This window comes from Microcystis sp. M169S2, assembly GCF_020245865.1.
GTDB lineage: Bacteria > Cyanobacteriota > Cyanobacteriia > Cyanobacteriales > Microcystaceae > Microcystis > Microcystis ichthyoblabe_A.
On record NZ_JADBUB010000128.1, the window covers coordinates 1 to 18370 of the forward strand.

At 44.8% G+C, this 18370-nt stretch carries 14 protein-coding genes; 11 read left to right on the forward strand and 3 right to left on the reverse strand.

What is annotated here, in order from left to right:
- The first annotated feature begins 180 nt into the window (after positions 1-180).
- The 11 genes from kdpB (at position 181) to IM485_RS13180 (ending at position 13366) form a co-directional block, all read left to right on the forward strand.
- Positions 181-2340, forward strand: coding sequence for a potassium-transporting ATPase subunit KdpB (gene kdpB, locus IM485_RS13130; RefSeq protein WP_104396987.1), 2160 nt, complete (start codon positions 181-183; stop codon positions 2338-2340).
- Positions 2340-3557: a DNA cytosine methyltransferase gene (locus IM485_RS13135; protein WP_287743581.1), complete on the forward strand. Its 1218-nt coding sequence runs from the start codon at positions 2340-2342 to the stop codon at positions 3555-3557. Before kdpB ends, IM485_RS13135 begins: the two co-directional genes overlap by 1 nt.
- A gap of 40 nt (positions 3558-3597) precedes the next feature.
- The gene (gene kdpF, locus IM485_RS13140) at positions 3598-3804 is read left to right on the forward strand and encodes a K(+)-transporting ATPase subunit F (protein WP_287743584.1); all 207 of its coding nucleotides are present in this window, start codon (positions 3598-3600) and stop codon (positions 3802-3804) included.
- A 2-nt stretch (positions 3805-3806) separates the two neighbouring features.
- Positions 3807-4451, forward strand: coding sequence for a K(+)-transporting ATPase subunit C (kdpC, locus tag IM485_RS13145; protein WP_287743586.1), 645 nt, complete (start codon positions 3807-3809; stop codon positions 4449-4451).
- Positions 4452-4946: 495 nt separating this feature from the next.
- On the forward strand, positions 4947-6998 hold the full coding sequence (locus tag IM485_RS13150; protein WP_287743588.1) for a M3 family metallopeptidase: 2052 nt from the start codon (positions 4947-4949) through the stop codon (positions 6996-6998).
- Positions 6999-7147: 149 nt separating this feature from the next.
- Positions 7148-7369, forward strand: a complete 222-nt coding sequence (locus IM485_RS13155; RefSeq protein WP_287743591.1) for a hypothetical protein — start codon at positions 7148-7150, stop codon at positions 7367-7369.
- Positions 7366-7647 (forward strand): type II toxin-antitoxin system RelE/ParE family toxin, encoded by a 282-nt coding sequence (locus tag IM485_RS13160; RefSeq protein WP_104396992.1) that lies wholly within the window; start codon positions 7366-7368, stop codon positions 7645-7647. Before IM485_RS13155 ends, IM485_RS13160 begins: the two co-directional genes overlap by 4 nt.
- Positions 7648-8035: 388 nt before the next feature.
- Positions 8036-10342, forward strand: coding sequence for a sensor histidine kinase (locus tag IM485_RS13165; protein WP_104396993.1), 2307 nt, complete (start codon positions 8036-8038; stop codon positions 10340-10342).
- Complete coding sequence (locus tag IM485_RS13170; protein WP_002801723.1) at positions 10281-10727, forward strand: response regulator; 447 nt, start codon at positions 10281-10283, stop codon at positions 10725-10727. Before IM485_RS13165 ends, IM485_RS13170 begins: the two co-directional genes overlap by 62 nt.
- Before the next feature lie 197 nt (positions 10728-10924).
- Entirely contained in the window at positions 10925-12100 is a 1176-nt protein-coding gene (locus IM485_RS13175; protein WP_287743593.1) for a hybrid sensor histidine kinase/response regulator, read from the forward strand.
- Positions 12101-12556: 456 nt separating this feature from the next.
- The gene (locus IM485_RS13180) at positions 12557-13366 is read left to right on the forward strand and encodes an SDR family NAD(P)-dependent oxidoreductase (RefSeq protein ID WP_194018443.1); all 810 of its coding nucleotides are present in this window, start codon (positions 12557-12559) and stop codon (positions 13364-13366) included.
- 61 nt (positions 13367-13427) lie between these two features.
- On the opposite strand, the gene IM485_RS13185 is transcribed toward IM485_RS13180, so the two are convergent.
- The 3 genes from IM485_RS13185 to IM485_RS13195 all read right to left on the reverse strand — a co-directional run bounded on the left by IM485_RS13185 (position 13428) and on the right by IM485_RS13195 (position 17959).
- Complete coding sequence (locus IM485_RS13185; protein WP_104397083.1) at positions 13428-14294, reverse strand: 6-pyruvoyl trahydropterin synthase family protein; 867 nt, start codon at positions 14292-14294, stop codon at positions 13428-13430.
- 627 nt (positions 14295-14921) lie between these two features.
- Positions 14922-16346 carry an ammonium transporter gene (locus IM485_RS13190; RefSeq protein WP_287743597.1) on the reverse strand — a complete coding sequence of 475 codons (1425 nt, stop codon included), beginning with the start codon at positions 16344-16346 and terminating at the stop codon, positions 14922-14924.
- Between the two features lie 176 nt (positions 16347-16522).
- Positions 16523-17959 (reverse strand): ammonium transporter, encoded by a 1437-nt coding sequence (locus IM485_RS13195; protein WP_104396997.1) that lies wholly within the window; start codon positions 17957-17959, stop codon positions 16523-16525.
- Positions 17960-18370: the final 411 nt, after the last annotated feature.

Below are 18370 nucleotides of genomic sequence, written 5' to 3' on the forward strand. Positions count from 1 at the left end.
GTGGGGTGTGGGGTGTGGGGTTTTACCAGTTTTGAGGTGGCCAATTACCTAATTTTCAGGGAAAAAGTGCCTAAATTTCCCCCCGATCACTCCCATATCCAGTACTTTTTGATTGACAAAAGGTCTAAAAGTCTTACCCAACAAGGTTTTTAGATTTATTCAACCAGCCCTAGATAATTTATGAGAACGAACAAAGGAAATTCTAAATCCTCCCGCCCGTTGCGAGTGCCGAGAGGTCGCCGGGACGACCGCCGCCACACCCCCAAGGTAAACCGGACAGGTCTCTATCAAAGCGCGATCCGGCAGTCCTTCCTCAAACTCGACCCGCGCATCGCCGTGCGTAACCCTGTCCTATTCGTGGTCTGGTTGGGAACAATCGTCACGGTCCTGGTGACGATCGACCCGCATCTATTCGGCACGATCGCCGGGGATAGGGGACAACAACGGCTACTTAACGGCATCATCACCCTGATCCTCTTCTTGACGGTGCTGTTTGCCAACTTCGCCGAGGCGATCGCCGAGGGACGGGGAAAAGCCCAGGCCGATGCCCTGCGATCGACCCGCAGCGACACGATCGCCCGGAAAATCCTGGCCGACGGATCGATCGAGTCGGTCAGTTCCACGGCCTTGCATCGGGGCGATCGGGTGAAACTGGTGGCCGGGGACGTGATTCCCGCCGACGGGGAAGTGATCGAGGGAATCGGTTCGGTGGATGAATCGGCGATCACCGGAGAATCGGCCCCCGTCCTCAAACAACCCGGCACCGACATCGCCAGTTCCGTCACCGGTGGTACGCGGCTTCTCTCGGACGAGTTGACGGTACGGATCACTCAAGATCCCGGCCGGGGTTTTATCGATCGCATGATCTCCCTTGTGGAAGGGGCCGAGCGCACGAAAACCCCCAACGAGATCGCGCTGACGGTACTTCTGGCCGTGTTAACCCAAGTCTTTTTAATTGTCGTGGCCACGATTCCCTCGATCGGGAACTATATCGCCGGTTTCCTGGAAACGAGCCGCGGTCTGGCGGTCGCGGATACTTTTCGCGCTGGTTCCAGTATCGCCATCTTGATCTCCCTCCTCGTCGCCCTCATTCCCACAACAATCGGCGGTTTATTGAGTGCGATCGGTATCGCCGGGATGGATCGTGTGGCTCAGTTTAACGTCATCGCCACCTCTGGGCGGGCGGTGGAAGCCTGCGGTGACGTCAATACCCTCCTTCTCGACAAAACGGGAACGATCACCCTCGGAAACCGGCTGGCTGACGAATTTATCCCCGTGAACGGTCATAACCTCGAGGAATTAGCCCGCATCTGTCTAGCGGCCAGCCTTTTCGACGAAACCCCGGAAGGACGCTCGATCGTTGCCTTAGCCCGGAATTTGGGCGCGAACCTCTCCATCGATGGCCAAACCGGCGAGGGAATCCCATTCTCGGCTCGTACCCGCATGAGCGGCACCGATAGGGACGGCGAGGAATACCGTAAGGGAGCCGTAGACGCGATTAAAGGTTTCGTCCGTTCCCGCGGTGGTTCCGTTCCCGAGACCCTCGATCAGGCACAGGAAAGGGTTTCCCGTTTGGGGGGAACTCCCCTCGCCGTCTGTCGGGGTAACGATATCTACGGGGTGATCTATCTCAAAGACATAGTAAAACCTGGATTAAAAGAGCGTTTCGACCAATTACGGCGCATGGGGGTGAGAACGATCATGCTCACTGGCGACAACCAGATCACGGCCTCGGTGATTGCGGCGGAGGCGGGGGTGGATGATTTTATCGCCGAGGCCACCCCAGAAGATAAGATCGAGGTGATCCGTCGCGAGCAAGCCAAGGGCAAGTTAGTTGCCATGACGGGGGACGGAACCAACGACGCACCGGCACTGGCCCAGGCTAATGTCGGTGTGGCGATGAACTCCGGAACCCAAGCGGCGAAGGAGGCGGCCAATATGGTGGATCTCGACTCCGACCCGACCAAGCTGATCGATTTAGTGACCATCGGCAAACAGTTACTCATTACCCGCGGCGCCCTGACCACGTTTTCGGTAGCTAACGATATCGCTAAGTATTTCGCCATTATCCCGACGATTTTCGCCGCCGCCGGGATCGGTGCTTTAAATATCATGGGTTTGAAAAGCGCTCAATCGGCGATCGTCTCAGCCCTGATCTACAATGCCCTGATTATCCCCGTTTTGATTCCCCTGGCACTTAAAGGCGTTCAATTTCGCCCGCTCACTGCTGACCAACTATTGCGGCGCAATATCCTCATCTACGGGGTGGGAGGCGTGATCGCGCCGTTTATTGCTATTAAGATTATTGATGAGATAATTTCAGCGCTCGGGTTGAGGTAATGGGAAAATCGGCAATATTTAAGCCTAGTTTATTCGGATTGAAGCACTCGAATCAGGATTTTACCCAAAAAGAAACATGGGGTAAAAATCAATTTAACTCCTCATTTCCAGCTTCTTTGTGCGCTTACTTGGATTGGAAAGGAATGAAAAATATATATCTGAAACTCGATGAAAATTTAAAAATTCAACCGGCGGAGTTAAGTACACAAGAGTTATACGGTTTAGCTCCCGATTCCGATAATTTATTTTATGCTTTCGAGAGTCAATTTAGAGGAGGGAGCAAAATGATCACAATCGATTTATTTGCTGGTTGTGGTGGTTTATCTTTAGGTTTTCAGAAAGCGGGGTTTACTATTGTGGCCGCATTTGATAATTGGATACCTGCTATAGATGTCTATAGAAATAACTTTAGTCATCCGATATTTAATGTCGATTTATCTAGAGAATCTAATCAAGAAATATTGGCTCAATATAATCCTGAGATTATTGTCGGCAGCCCTCCTTGTCAAGACTTTTCCAGTGCGGGTAAGAGAGACGAGGGTTTAGGACGAGCGAATCTAACGCTCACATTCGCTGAAATTGTCACTAGAGTAAGTCCCCAATGGTTTGTTATGGAAAATGTGGATAGAATTGAGAAAAGTAAAATACTCACTCAAGCAAAACAAATTTTTAAAAGTCATGGTTATGGTTTAACTGGAAAAGTTATTAATTCTTGTTACTGCGGAGTTCCTCAAACTAGAAAAAGATATTTTCTGATCGGTAAAATGAACGAAGAAGATGATTTTTTAATCGATGAAATCAATGACAATTTATCAAGTCAACCTCTGACTGTATTTGACTATATGGGCAAAGAATTAGATATAGAATACTATTATAGACATCCTAGAAGCTATCAAAGAAGGGCGATATTCAGTATTTATGAACCTAGCCCTACTATTCGAGGAGTAAATCGACCAGTTCCCAAAACCTATAGACAACATCCCGGTGATGCTTGTCATCTTAAGGAAAAATTAAGACCGCTAACAACGAGCGAGCGAAGCTATATCCAAACTTTTCCTAAAGACTTTATTTTTGCGGGAACAAAATCTAATCTAGAACAAATGATTGGCAATGCGGTTCCTGTTAATCTGGCCAGATATGTGGGCCAATGTATTCTTAACTATGAATTGAAAAAGGGGAAAAAGATAACCTATAGACAACTACAGCTATTTTCTTGATTGACTGGCAAAAACAAATCTCCAAAAAACTCTAATTCTTATGAAAGCATCCCCTAGAAAATACCGATTTTTCTGGTACATTTTCTTAAATTTCTGTCTAACAATTCTTTTCTCCTCCATCGTTCAAGCTTCTACGGGAAGCACTATAAATAGGGGGCAATCCTTCGCATTAACCATTTTAGGATTAGTCGCCTTTGCTTTATTTATCTATCTGTTCCTCGTCATCTTTGTACCGGAGAGATTCTAATCATGAGTTTTGCACGCGAGGCCAGTAGAGCCATCCGTTCTACCCTAGTTCTCTGGGTAATTACTGCGCTGATCTATCCTTTCTCGATGATCGCCATCGGTCAAATTCTTTTTCCCTGGCAAGCAAACGGGAGTTTAATTACCAATAATCAAGGTCAAGTGGTGGGTTCGGCTCTAATTGGACAACCTTTCACCAGCGATCGCTATTTTAATAGTCGTCCGAGTACCACCAACTACAGTACGGCCGATCCGAAAAACGATCCTAACAAGATCTTGCAAACCGGAATTTCGGGAGCGAGTAACCTAGCTCCCAGTAACCCCGCATTAATCGATCGCATTAAAGGAAAACCCGATCCCGATCCGGCAAAAGCTATACAGGGGGAGATTCCCCGATTAGAGAAAGCGGCAATTAAACCCACCGCAGCTCTGGTGTACACCTCCGGTTCTGGTCTTGATCCCCATATCACCCCGGAGGCCGCCAGAGCGCAGATCGAGCGGGTGGCGCGGGTGCGGGGATTACCGACGAATCAAGTAGAGATCCTGATTATCAAAAACACCGATAATCGCTTTCTCGGCATCTTCGGTGAACCGGGGGTTAACGTGCTGAAACTGAATCTGGCTCTAGATGCGATCGCCAATACCCGATAGGGTTTCTGATACTAAATCCGTTGAGCATAGGCTAATTATGAGGAGAGGCAAAAGGCAAGAGGCAAAAGGCAAGAGGCAAAAGGCAAGAGGCAAAAGGCAAAAGGCAAAAGGCAAAAGGCAAGAGGCAAAAGGGGGAATAAATAATCAGTTTCTAATAACAGGATTTAGTATGATATTTGAGTAAGCCAGACAGGAGCCAGAAAAAGATATTTACCAGAAAAGTCATGCTCAAGCTAGAGGTTTAAAGACTGATCAGGTTCCAATTATTTTTATTAATAAATATTTTACACAATTCATACCGGGTAAGCAAGAGGGCTACGGCACTACTACCGAATCATTAGCGGGGTTTTAGGGTTTTGGGGTTTTGGGGTTTTAGTTCAATTTCCCCACACCCCACTGAAAAAGCTCCAGCGCTCGATCGCCCGGATAGATGGTAGGGGATTTAGGTTAGGGTAGTAAAAGATACAGATTACTCGCCCTTGCAGACCAAAAATTATGACGAATACCAGTAACCCGCTGCTTGCCGGTCAAGGATTACCGGCTTTTGACCAAATCCAACCCGGCCTAATTGTCCCTGGCATGACGCAACTTTTGCAGGAACTGGCCGGAGAATTAACCGATCTAGAAGCGCAGATTATCCCCACCTGGGAAAAATTAGTCAAACCCCTCACCCGGATCGAAGAACGTTTAAGCTGGAGTTGGGGGATTATCGGTCATCTGATGGGGGTAAAAAATAGCCCAGAATTGCGTCAAGCTTACGAAAGCGTACAACCGCAGGTGGTCGAGTTTATTAGCCGTTTAAGCCAAAGTAAACCCATTTATGAGGCATTTTTGTCCCTGCGCCAAGGAGAAAGCTGGGGGCAATTAGACGAGGCACAACAGCGCATTGTCGAAGCTTCCCTACGGGATGCTCAATTGGCTGGGGTGGGATTGGTAGGGGAGAAAAAAGACAGATTTAACGCGATTCAACTGGAATTAGCCGAAATCACCACGAAATTTTCTAATAACATCCTCGATGCCACCAAAGCTTTTCAACTGAAACTAACAACCCCAGAAGATATCGCCGGTTTACCCCCTAGTCTCCTTAGTTTAGCCGCCCAAACCGCCCGGGGCCAAGGAGAAACTAACGCCAGTACCGAAACTGGACCCTGGGTGATTACCCTCGATTTTCCCAGTTATTTCCCCTTTATGAAGTACAGCGATAATCGGGAATTGCGCGAAAAACTCTATAAAGCCTACGTTAGTCGGGCCGATCTGGGAGAATTGGATAATAATCCCCTCATCGATCGCATTTTGCAACTTCGTCAGGAACAAGCCCATCTTCTAGGTTATAGTACCTACGCCGAGGTCAGTCTTGCCCGGAAAATGGCCAATTCTGTGGATGAAATCGAGAAATTGCTTGACAATTTGCGCCAAGTAAGCTATGAAGCGGCAAAACAGGATTTAGAGGCCTTAAAAACTTTTGCGGGAACCGACGATCTCAAGCATTGGGATATAGCCTATTGGTCAGAAAAACAGCGTCAGGCCAGGTTTAACTTTAGTGCCGAGGAATTACGCCCCTATTTCCCCCTACCACGGGTTTTAGAAGGCATATTTAGCCTCGCTAAACGGATTTTTGCGGTAGAAATTATCGCCGCCGACGGTAAAGCACCTATCTGGCATCCCGAGGTGCGTTATTTCCAGATTAACGACGAAAAGGGCGAAAAAATCGCCTATTTCTACCTCGATGCCTACAGTCGTCCCGCCGAAAAACGCGGCGGCGCTTGGATGGATGTCTGTATCGGTCGGGCCAAAACCGGTGCCGAGGTGCGTTTACCTGTGGCTTATTTAATCTGCAATCAAACGCCTCCAGTGGACGGAAACCCCAGTTTAATGACCTTTGAGGAGGTAACTACCCTATTTCACGAATTTGGCCACGGTTTACAGCATATGTTAACCACTGTGGACTATTCCGGCGCAGCGGGTATTAATAACGTTGAGTGGGATGCGGTGGAATTGCCCAGTCAATTTATGGAAAATTGGTGTTATGATCGCCCTACTTTAATGAGTATGGCCAAACACTACGAAACTGGTGAAACTCTCCCCGAACATTACTACCAAAAACTGCTTCTAGCTAAGAATTATATGAGCGGTTCGGCTATGCTGCGTCAGTTACATTTGTCTTTAGTAGATTTGGAATTACACCATCGCTATCAACCCAATGGCAGCGAAACTCCTAAACAAGTCAGACAGCGTTTAGCGGCGACGACGACGATCATTCCTCCCCTACCGGAAGATGCTTTCTTGTGTTCTTTTGGACATATTTTCGCTGGCGGTTATGCGGCGGGTTACTATAGTTATAAATGGGCAGAAGTTCTCAGCGCCGATGCTTTTGCCGCTTTCGAGGAAGTGGGATTAGATAACGAAGAAGCAGTGAAAGCGATCGGTCGTCGTTTTCGTGATACTGTTTTAGCTATGGGGGGAAGTTCCCATCCTATGAATGTTTTTAAAGCTTTCCGCGGTCGTGAACCCAGTACCGAACCTCTCCTCCGTCATAGCGGCTTATAAAAGTAGCCAAAAACTTTTTTTTGTGGTGCGTTACGGCAATATTTAGCTCTTGATTTTTTCCCTAAAAACAAGGGATTGCCTAACGCACCACTTGACTATATTGTGATAACATATCAGGAAAAAAAGTTAACTAACAGGGGGAAACTGTAATGAGTATCGCATTTTTTCAAGATATTATCGAATCGGTAGAGAGTCTATCCATTGAAGACCAAGATTATTTGTTTGAGCTAATTCGTAAAAGACGCATTGAGAAACGCCAGGAGGAGATGGCTAAAAATGGCGAAGAAACCTTAAAATCTTTAGCAATGGGAACAGCAAAAAAAGGCAGTGCTGAAGAGATAATGGCTTATTTGTTAGAGGATGAAGAATGAAATTAGTTGCTGACAAAAGCTTTAAAAGAGCTTTTCAACGCTTAATCAGCAAAAATCCTCAACTACAAAGCAAGGTATCAGAGGTTCTACATTTGTTAGAAGATAATCCCTTTACCCCTTCTTTAAAATCTCATAAGCTGACAGGTAAATTAGAAGCTTATTGGTCATGTTCTGTTAGTTACGATTGCGGTATTATTTTTACTTTTCGTCAAGATACTGATTCAGGAGAAACTTTAATTGTTATAGTTGATATTGGAAAACACGATCAAGTTTACTAATTTATCTCTTGAATTTGTTCTTGCTTATCAATTGTATAATTACAGTACGATATCGCCTACTTTTCTAGGGTGCGTTCCTGGAAATTTTTGGGTCTGAAACCCCTTAACTACTATATATTTTTATTAAGAATTATCTGTACCTTGTAACATTAACTCTTAATTCTTAACAAATGACCATAGATTCTCAGAGAAAAACTGATTATAATAAAGGGAACTGAACAGAACTGCTCGATCAATAGATAACTGATTAATTAAAGTTTTATTACTTTTGATGGCCTAGTATTAAGAGAAGTAAATTTATTCTCGATCGCCCCCCGAAAGTGAGAAGAAATAGTTTTAATAAACAAAGAGTTTTCAACTTGGCAAAAATCCTCTGGGGGCAATACACATGGAAGTTCTAACCGAAACAATTAACCCAACTTCGATCGAACGGGAACCGATCCATCTCTATAACCGAATTCAACCGCACGGGGTGCTTTTAGTTCTCAGCGAACCGGATCTAAAAGTCAGCCAAACCAGCAGTAATAGCCGCAGTTTATTGGGTATTTCTCCGGGGGAAATTATCGGTAAAACCCTAGAGGAAATCTTCGATCCCTTTCAGATCGATCCTCTAAAATCAGCCATAGAAAATAACGATTTTGATGCTCTCAATCCTGCCAAAATTTGGGCGCGGGTTAAAGGAGATGATTTTGCTGTTTTTGATGCTATTTTCCACCGCAACGCCGAACAAATGCTGATTTTAGAGTTAGAACCAGCTATCTCCTATGAAAACATTCCTTTCCTGAGATTCTATCACCTAGCCAAAACTTCGATCGATAAACTTGAAGCAACCCGTAGCCTGAAAGATTTCTGTAATATCATCGTTAAAGAAGTCAGAAAAATGACAGGATTCGATCGAGTTATGTTATACAAATTCGACGAAGAAGATAACGGTGATGTGATAGCAGAAGACAAAATAGAGCAACTAGAACCCTATCTCGGTTTACGTTATCCCGCTTCCGATATCCCTCTCCCGGCACGAAATTTATTAAGCGCTAATTGGATTCGACAGATTCCCGATGCTACCTCTGAACCTGTCGATCTAGTGCCTATTCTTCATCCCGAAACCCAACAACCCTTAAATTTAACCCTGTCCAGTCTTAGAAGTGCTTCTCCCTGTCATTTAGAATACCTGCATAATATGGGAGTGGGAGCATCTCTAACCATTTCTCTAATTGAAAATAAACGTCTCTGGGGCATTATTGCCTGTCATCACCGCACCCCTAAATATGTACCCTACGAACTCCGTAAAGCTTGTGAGTTCTTAGGAAGAGTGATTTTTTCGGAAATATCGGCACGGGAAGAAACCGAGGATTATGACTATCGAGTGAAATTAAATTTTGTGCAATCGCAATTAATCGATTATATGGCTGAAGCTAATAACTTTATTGATGGATTAATTGCCCATAAACCGAATCTGCTCGATCTAACTAAAGCCACGGGAGCCGCTATTTGCTTAGGTGGTAACTATACCTTAATTGGAGTAACACCGAGCGAAGAAGAACTAAACTATCTGATTACTTGGCTAGAAAAAAACGTCCATGAAGATGTTTACTATACCAATTCCTTACCGCGAATTTATGCCGATGCGGGTAAGTTTAAAGACATTGCCAGTGGTTTACTAGCAATTCCCATTTCTAAACGTAATTATCTCCTCTGGTTTCGTCCGGAAGTAATTCAAACCGTGAACTGGGGTGGTGATCCGGGTAAAGCAATCGAAACGACTGCCATAGATGGTAATATTCGTCTCTGTCCGCGTAAATCTTTCTCCCTCTGGAAAGAAACCGTTCGCCTCAAATCTTTACCCTGGAAAGCGGTAGAAATTAACGCCGCACTAGAATTACGAAAAGCGATCGTCAATATCATCTTAAAACAAGCCGATGAGTTGGCACGTTTAGCGCGGGATTTGGAACTATCAAACGCCGAATTAAAAAAATTCGCCTACGTCGCCTCCCACGATTTACAGGAACCCCTCAATCAAGTCGCCAACTATGTGCAGTTGCTAGAAATGCGCTACACCGAAGAACTGGACGAAGATGCTAAAGAATTTATTACTTTTGCCGTCGAAGGTGTCAGCTTGATGCAAACATTAATAGATGATGTGCTGGCTTACTCAAAAGTGGATATGCAGGCGGTAGAGTTTAATACCATCGATGCTAATCTGGCACTGGAAAAAGCTCTCGCTAACCTGAAAGGGAGAATTCAAGAAAGTCAAGCTATGATCACCGTCGATCCTTTGCCAATTGTCATGGCAGATAAAACCCAGTTAATGCAATTGTTCCAAAATCTCATCGGTAATGCCATTAAATTCCGAGGAAAAGCAACTCCCACTATTCATATTTCCGCGCAACGTCAAGAGGAGGAATGGCTGTTCTCTGTCACCGATAATGGAATTGGTATCGATCCCCGATTTTCCGAACGCATTTTCGTGATTTTCCAACGACTGCACACCCGCGACGAGTACCCCGGCACAGGTATGGGTTTGGCGATTTGTAAGAAAATTATCGAGTGTCATCGCGGACGAATTTGGGTAGAATCCCAATTAGGCAAAGGAGCGGTTTTCTATTTTACAATTCCCCTAGGAGGTAACGAGCGTGAGCGCTGGCGAGGACGTGCCACACAAAATTATCTTATTAGTGGAGGACAGCAAAGCTGATATTCGCCTCATCCAAGAGGCATTAAAAACTAGCACCGTCCCGCACGAATTAGTTATCGTTAGGGATGGTGTCAACGCTATGGATTATCTGCGTCGAGAAGGGGAGTATCTCGATTCTCCCCGTCCTAATCTGATTCTTCTCGATCTGAATTTACCAAGAAAAGACGGACGGGAGGTATTAGCGGAAATAAAAAACGATCCCAGTTTAAAAAGAATTCCCGTGGTGGTTTTAACCACTTCTCGCAACGAGGAGGATATTTTTTATAGCTATGAACTGCACGTTAATTGTTATATAACCAAGTCACGCAATCTCAACGATTTGTTCAAAATTGTCAAAAATATCGAGGCTTTTTGGTTAGAAACCGCTACTTTACCCAGTGAGTGAATCATTATCAGTTATCAGTGATCAGTTATCAGTGATCAGTTATCAGTGATCAGTGAGCAGTTATCAGGTTTTAGTTTTCAGTTAATAGTATCAAGTGGCAAGTTCGGAGCTTTCTTTTTACTGATTACTGTTTACTGATCACTGAAAAATCTTCCCACTTCCTAACCTCCCAAATCTCTTTAACTCTTGATTAAAAAATGGGACTCTCGCAGGATATAAAAGTTCTTTTAATCGAGGATAATTTAGCCGAAGCTCGATTATTAAAGGAAATTCTTAAGGGTAATGAAAAAAAAGAATTTCATCTGGTTAATGTGTCAAGATTATCCGAGGCAATTTCTCTGTTACAACAAACAAATTTTGATGTAATTTTATTAGATCTAACTTTACCAGATAGTCAGGGTTTGGAATCCTTAGCTCCCCTTTTAATTACGGCTCCGAAATTACCAATCGTGGTTTTAACTAATACTAATGATGATAATTTAGCTTTGGCAGCACTACGTCAGGGAGCGCAGGATTATTTAATTAAAAGAGAAGTAAGTTTAGAAATTTTAACTCGATCGCTATGTTATGCGATCGAGCGAAAACAGATGGAGGAAGCTTTACGAGAATCGAACGAAGCTTTAAAAATGAGCGTGATTGAACGCACTAATCAACTGGAAAAAGCGCAGGAATTAAATCAGTTAAAAACTGAATTTGTTTCCATGTTATCCCACGATTTTCGCAATCCTTTAAATAAAATTTTACTCTCGGCTGGATTATTAGAAGAAAGTCGCGATCGGTTGACAAAAGATCAGCAAGTTAGCTATTTTCGCATGATTCGATCGGCCATTAAAGACATGGATCAATTGCTCACAGAAGTGTTATTAATTGGCCGGGCCGATTCTGGGAGATTATACTGTCAATTTGATCTGGTGGATTTGCTGGATTATTGTCAAAAATTGGTAGAATCTTTTACTGTTAAGCCAGAAAAACAATCAGCAATTATTTTCCAAATTGAGGGGAGCTTAGAAAGAGGACTTTGGGATATTAATTTAATTAAACATATCTTGACAAATTTACTGGGAAATGCTATAAAATATTCACCCCAAGGCAACCCCGTAGAATTTAAGATTATTGTCGAATCCGAGCAGGTAGTCTTTAAAATTATCGATCGAGGGATTGGTATTCCCAGCAAAGATCAAGAACATTTATTTAAACCTTTTTATCGCGGTAGCAATGTCGATAATATTCAAGGAACGGGATTAGGATTAGCCATTGTCGGACGCTGTGTGGAAGCGCACAAAGGACAAATTTACCTAGAAAGTGAGGAAGGAAAAGGCACAAAGATCACGGTAATTTTACCGATTATTACCGACATTGAACACCTAAATTGAGATCAACAATAGGGTGGCTCCACAATTTTTTTCCCGCTGCCCCCCTCTCCCCACTTCCCCACTTCCCTACTCCCTTCTCCCCTTCCATCGGATTGATACTAAATCCAGTTATTAAAAACTGATTGTCTATTCCCCCTTTTGCCTCTTGCCTCTTGCCTTTTGACTATCCTGATATGTTACCTATACTTAACGGATTTAGTATGAGGATCACCCTGAGCGTTCATCCGATCGAGTGATTTTGCGGAAAAGTGTTAAAAAAGATTGCTGTTTGTAAAGACAACTGTTACCGTGGGTTCAAGAGTGCGCTTTGAAGGAGGAAAAATCCCATGCACCCTAACCTATCCATCTATCCCCCGATTGCTTCGCTACTTATGTAGGGCATAGATGCACAAATCAAAGATTTCAGAAGCAAAACCAATAAATTCCCGTACTGTTGCTTAAAACAGGAGTTTGATCATGAAATTACAGGGAAAAACAGCCCTAGTCACGGGGGCATCCCGGGGTATCGGACGTGCGATCGCCTTAGAATTAGCCCGACAAGGTTTAAGCAGAATTGTGATTGTTGCCAGAGATCAAGAGCGATTAGACAAACTAGCCAAAGAAATTGAGTCTCTAGGGGTCATTGCCACACCTTTAGCCCTAGATTTAACCGAAAATGACCTTGTTAGTCCTTCAATTATCCGCGTTTGGCAAGAATGCCGTGGCATTGATATCCTCGTTAACTGTGCCGGTATTGCCCATCAAACCCCCTTTCTACGCTCGCAATTTTCGCAAGTGCAAGCAGAAATATCTTTAAATCTGATGGCCATGTACACAGTTACTCGCTTAATTGCCCGCCGGATGGCAATTAGGGGACAGGGAACCATCGTCAATGTTTCCAGCATGATGGGTAAAATTGCCGCTCCTAGCTTCTCTACCTACTCGGCCACCAAATTTGCCATTTTGGGTTTTAGTCAAGCTCTCAGGTCGGAATTACGGGAACACAACATCAAAGTTGTCACCCTCTTACCCTCTTTAACCGATACGGATATGGTGCGAGAATTGCAGTTATTTCGATGGTTAAAGCCGATGAGCGCCGAAGAAGTCGCCCAAACCCTAATTACCGGGTTAAATAGGGAAAAAACGGAAATTGTCGTCGGTTGGCAAAGTCATCTAGCTCTTTGGTGCCAAAAATTTGCCCCGAAACTGCTCGAGAAAATTGTCGATTTAGCCTCTCCCTTGCGCCAAGGCAAAGGAAAGCGAGGATGGCGAGAAGTGTTTAACTAGGGTTTAATTAAATCTATCAGGGTGAGCATGGCTCACCCTAATCACCTTAACCAACAGGCAATTAAACGGCTGTCAGAGTTTTTTCTAGAAGTTGTCGGGGAGCTTGAACCGAACCACGACAGTGGATTTCCGCAGAATTATTGGGACTTTCAATTAGTTTAACTTTATCTAATTGGGCTCCTAATTGGCGGATCGGTTCTTCTAATAGTTGAGCGATATGTAGGGCAATATTTTCGGCGGTGGGAACCACTTCGGCAAAGTAGGGAATATCCTTATTTAAAAAAGCATGATCGAAGGGTTCTACTACCAATTCATCGATCGCTTTTTGTAAATCCCCTAGATCCACAATCATACCGGTGCGGGGATCAATTTCTCCCGCCACGGATACTTCTAGGTGATAATTATGACCATGACCGTTTACCCTGGCGCATTTGCCGTAGATTTCCGAGTTTTGTTCCAGGGTTAATTGCGGTAAAGCCAAACGATGAGCGGCACTAAAATGGGTTTTGACGGTTAAAGTTGCTTCCATATCTTTTCCTTGATATTCTGCCCACAATTCGGGGTGTTCAAATAGTTGAATTTTGACCAATGGTAAATAGGGTGCTAATCTTTGCCAGATAACTCTAGCGATATTTTCTGTGGTGGGTAGGGTTTGCTGAAATTCCGGCCAGACTTGATTGAGATAGGAGTAGTCTAATTGACTGGTTATCTCTCGTTTAATTACCTGTTTCACGGTGGAGAGATTTTCCACCATGCCATAAAGATTGAGTTCTTTGTATAGGGAGACGTATAATTCGTAATTGTGACCATGACCGGGAAAACGGCTACCAAGACCAAAAAGTCTTTGATTTTCGGCTTCGTCCCATTCTGGCAGATAATAGCGATGGCTGGCTGAAAACCGCGCTCGACGATTGATGATGCAATCCATAAATGTGGGCGATCGATGACTTTGTAAAGTTACGTTAAGGTAACTCTTTCTAGCATAAACCAGTTTTGTCTCCTCCTGCTTGCAGATCGGGGAAAGTTAAGCTGTACTGAATTTAAACTGCCTATGGAAAATTTTAGTACAAATGCTCGAACTGCTTCTCCCTGCTCCCTAGAGTCGTTTCATTCTCTCAAATCCTTATCTGGCAACGTTTTAAGTCGATTTCTCCGAAATACATAGCTGAAAATTTGTCCAAACGTCGTGTTTTGTGGGTTGATTCATGAATCAACCTACTATGAGAGCCAAGGCGTTGCTGATTTGAGATATGATACTAAATCCGTTGAGTATAGGTAACATATTAGGATAGGCAAAAGGCAAGAGGCAAGAGGGGGAATAAATAATCAGTTTTTAATAACTGGATTTAGTATGAATCTTCTCTTGCGGGATTTTTAAAACCTGGACCCAAACTAACTTTTGGACACGATGCACAGTTGGCATTCATACCTTGATTCAGCAACCCCCACAACCCCCAGTGACAGAGACAAGACGACCAAAAACGGAATTGTTAAAGCCAGTTTCACAGAGACGAAATTTCGCCTCTGTTAGCCGCACCAATAGCCGATTGAATCCCTAATAATTTTCTTGCGGATTTGTGGTGGGAGGATTTTCTTGGTAGGAAAAGCTGCTACCAAACTCGAATTCTTGTCCGTAGGCTTCCTCTCCGTGTTGAGGAACATCTAACCCTTCTGCTTCCGTATTCGGTTTAACCCGCAGCTCCATAAATAAACCGAGAACTTTCAGGATGACAAAAGTGCCGACGGCAGCAAAGATATAAGTAGCGGCAACGCCAACAAATTGCGTCCACAGTAACCCCGGATTCCCAAAAAATAAACCATCATTTCCGGCTGAATTAACCGCTTTTGTGGCAAAAAGCCCCGTAAGCAGCGCCCCTATCGTTCCGCCGACACCATGGACGGGATAGGTATCCAAAGAATCATCAAAGCGCAATTTTGCCCGCAGACTAACCGCAAAAAAACAGGTAAGGGCAGTGATCGAACCAATGAGAATCGCCCCAATCGGCAGCACATAACCGGCAGCCGGAGTTATACCGACTAATCCCCCCAAAAATCCACTAGCAATACCGATCGCTGTCGGTTTACCGCGTAAAATCCATTCTATAAACATCCATGTCAAACCCCCGGCCGAAGCGGCGATCGTGGTATTAACAAAAGCTGTCGTGGCTAGGGAACTAGAGGAAAGCGCGCTACCACCATTAAAACCAAACCAACCGAACCAGAGTAAACCGATACCCAGAAGAACAAACGGCACATTATGGGGTGCATAGGTTTGGGTACCAAAACTACGCCGCGGACCGATCATCCAGGCGGCCACCAGTGCGGAAATCCCAGAACTAACGTGAACAACGGTTCCACCGGCGAAATCCAGCGCCCCAGTGGCTGCCAACCAACCCTTACCCCAAACCCAGTGAGCTAGGGGAGAATAGATAAAGGTGGACCAAAGCAGTAAAAACCAAAAATAGGCTTTAAAGTTAACCCGTTCCACGATCGCACCCGAAATTAAAGCCGGGGTGATGATGGCGAACATCATCTGATAGACCATAAACACTTGATGGGGAACGGTGGGTGCATAACCGATATTGTCAGGTGCGGCGGCGGTGACACCGTTGAGAAAAATCCAATCCAGACCACCGATAAAAGCTTCGATCCCTTCACCAAAGCCACTTTTACCCGGGGTGACATCAAAAGCAAGACTATAACCCCAAAGCACCCAAGTTACACCAATTACGCCCATGGCCACCAAACTCATCATCATGGTGTTGAGGACGTTACGCGAACGTACTAAACCCCCATAAAAAAAAGCCAGTCCGGGGGTCATTAATAAAACTAAGGCCGACGAGATCAGCATCCAAGCGGTATCTCCAGCACTAATCGGATTGGGGGGAGCGGCGGCGATGGTTTCCGCAAAAACCGGGGCAACTCCGAAATTGAATCCCAGTCCCAGCAAAAGTATGGTTATTCCTACGATCTTTTTCATTGACGGTTGGTGCCTAGTAGCAAGATTAATTTTTTCTGTCCGGAAAGAGACAAAAAACCGAAAGAGAAAAGGTTTAGAAGGTAATTGTAGCCACCGATCGCATCGGGGCGAGGCCTTCTTCCTTTTCTCTTTAACTTTGTCGGGGATCTAATTAATCTATCTTTACAAGGTTTACCCTAACGACTGCTAGGCGTTTCCATGTCAACACTGGAAGCATAATGGCCACCGGTAACGATATCGGACTCCTTGACGAAACCGCTATAGGCTTCCATTCCGTGTTCACCCACATCCAAACCTTCCATTTCTTCTTCGGGAGTAACACGAATACCGAGGGTAGCCTTGAGGATTGTCCAAACAATACCACTAACAATCAGGGTAAATGCCCCTACTGCCACAATCCCGATAATTTGGTTAATAAACAGTTGGAATTGACCGGTGATTAAACCGGCATCTTTGTTGAAGATACCGACGGCTAAGGTTCCAAACACACCACAGACGAGGTGAACGGAAGTCGCACCCACCGGGTCATCAATTTTCAGGTTATCGAAGAAAGCCACCGAGTACACCACGACCACACCGGCAATTAAACCGATGATTGCCGCCGACCAATAGGATACACCATCACAACCGGCAGTAACGGCTACTAAACCGGCCAGAATACCGTTAATAATCATCGAAAGGTCGGGTTTACCATCTTTCGCCCAAGCGGTAAAGGTAGCGGCAATGCCGCCCGCGGCCCCGGCGAGGTTAGTGGTGACAGCGATATAGGGTACAGTTTCATTAACTGCTAAAGTAGAACCGGGGTTAAAACCGAACCAGCCAATCCAGAGAATTAAACAACCCAAGGTCGCAATACTCATGTTATGACCGGGTAAGGCATTGGTGCGACCGTTGATATATTTACCCATTCTCGGGCCGAGAATTGCCGCCCCGGTTAAGGCAGACCAACCACCCACCGAGTGAACCACCGTCGAACCCGCGAAGTCTTTAAAACCAAGGTCAGCTAACCAACCGCCACCCCAAACCCAGTGACCGGTGATCGGGTACATGATACCAACGATAATTAAGCTAAAAACGAGGAAATCGGTGAATTTAATCCGTTCTGCCACCGCCCCAGATACAATGGTTGCCGCCGTTCCCGCGAAAGCGACTTGGAACAGGAAGAATACTGAGGTGGGCAAGGAGGTAGGCATAACGTAGGTGGCGGGATCGCTACTGCTGAGAAACCAACCTCCCGTACCGAAAAACTCGTTACTGACAGACCCGAACATCAGGGAGAAGCCGATCGCCCAAAATGACATGGTGGAGAGGGCGAAAACGATCAGGTTTTTGGCTAGAACGTTAACGGCGTTTTTCTGGCGACAGAATCCCGTTTCTAGCATCGCAAAACCCGCATTCATAAAGATCACGAGGATGGCGGCAATTAAAACCCAGATGGTATTGAGGGCATTTTGCACATCTTCGGGGGTTAGGGGTTTCGCATCTTGGGCCTGTACGGCCGTGTTCCAAACCACAAAAATAATCGCAGACAAGGGAACACAGGCTAACCAGACAGGGTTAATTTTCGGTAATAAACCGACAAGTTCCCCAGATTTTCGAGCAATTCGTTTCATCGTTAATTCGTTTACTTTGTTGAGTTAGTAGGTCGATTCATTACTTTTGAAAATAATTACCGAGCAATTATGTCCGTTCAACCGCTAAATCCTAGGAACAGAGGTCAATCATTTCAGAAGACCAAACAGCTAGGAATTTATCTTGATGTGTGAGTAGTCAACGTTTTTCGATCTTTGTTTTTTTGATTTGAGATTTCTGTATCCTCTGATACGTTTCACTTTAAAATAATAATAGTAGAGAAGTGATCAGCTTTTTAGCTATCGGTCGTCGGTCGTCAGGAGATTATTTTTATTTATTCTCCCAACTCTGGCGCTGCCATCTGCCCATCTGCCAATTGATAATTCATAATCTATAATTCCCACTGATCACTGATTACTGTTTACTGATCACTGAAAACTCTCCCCTCCTTT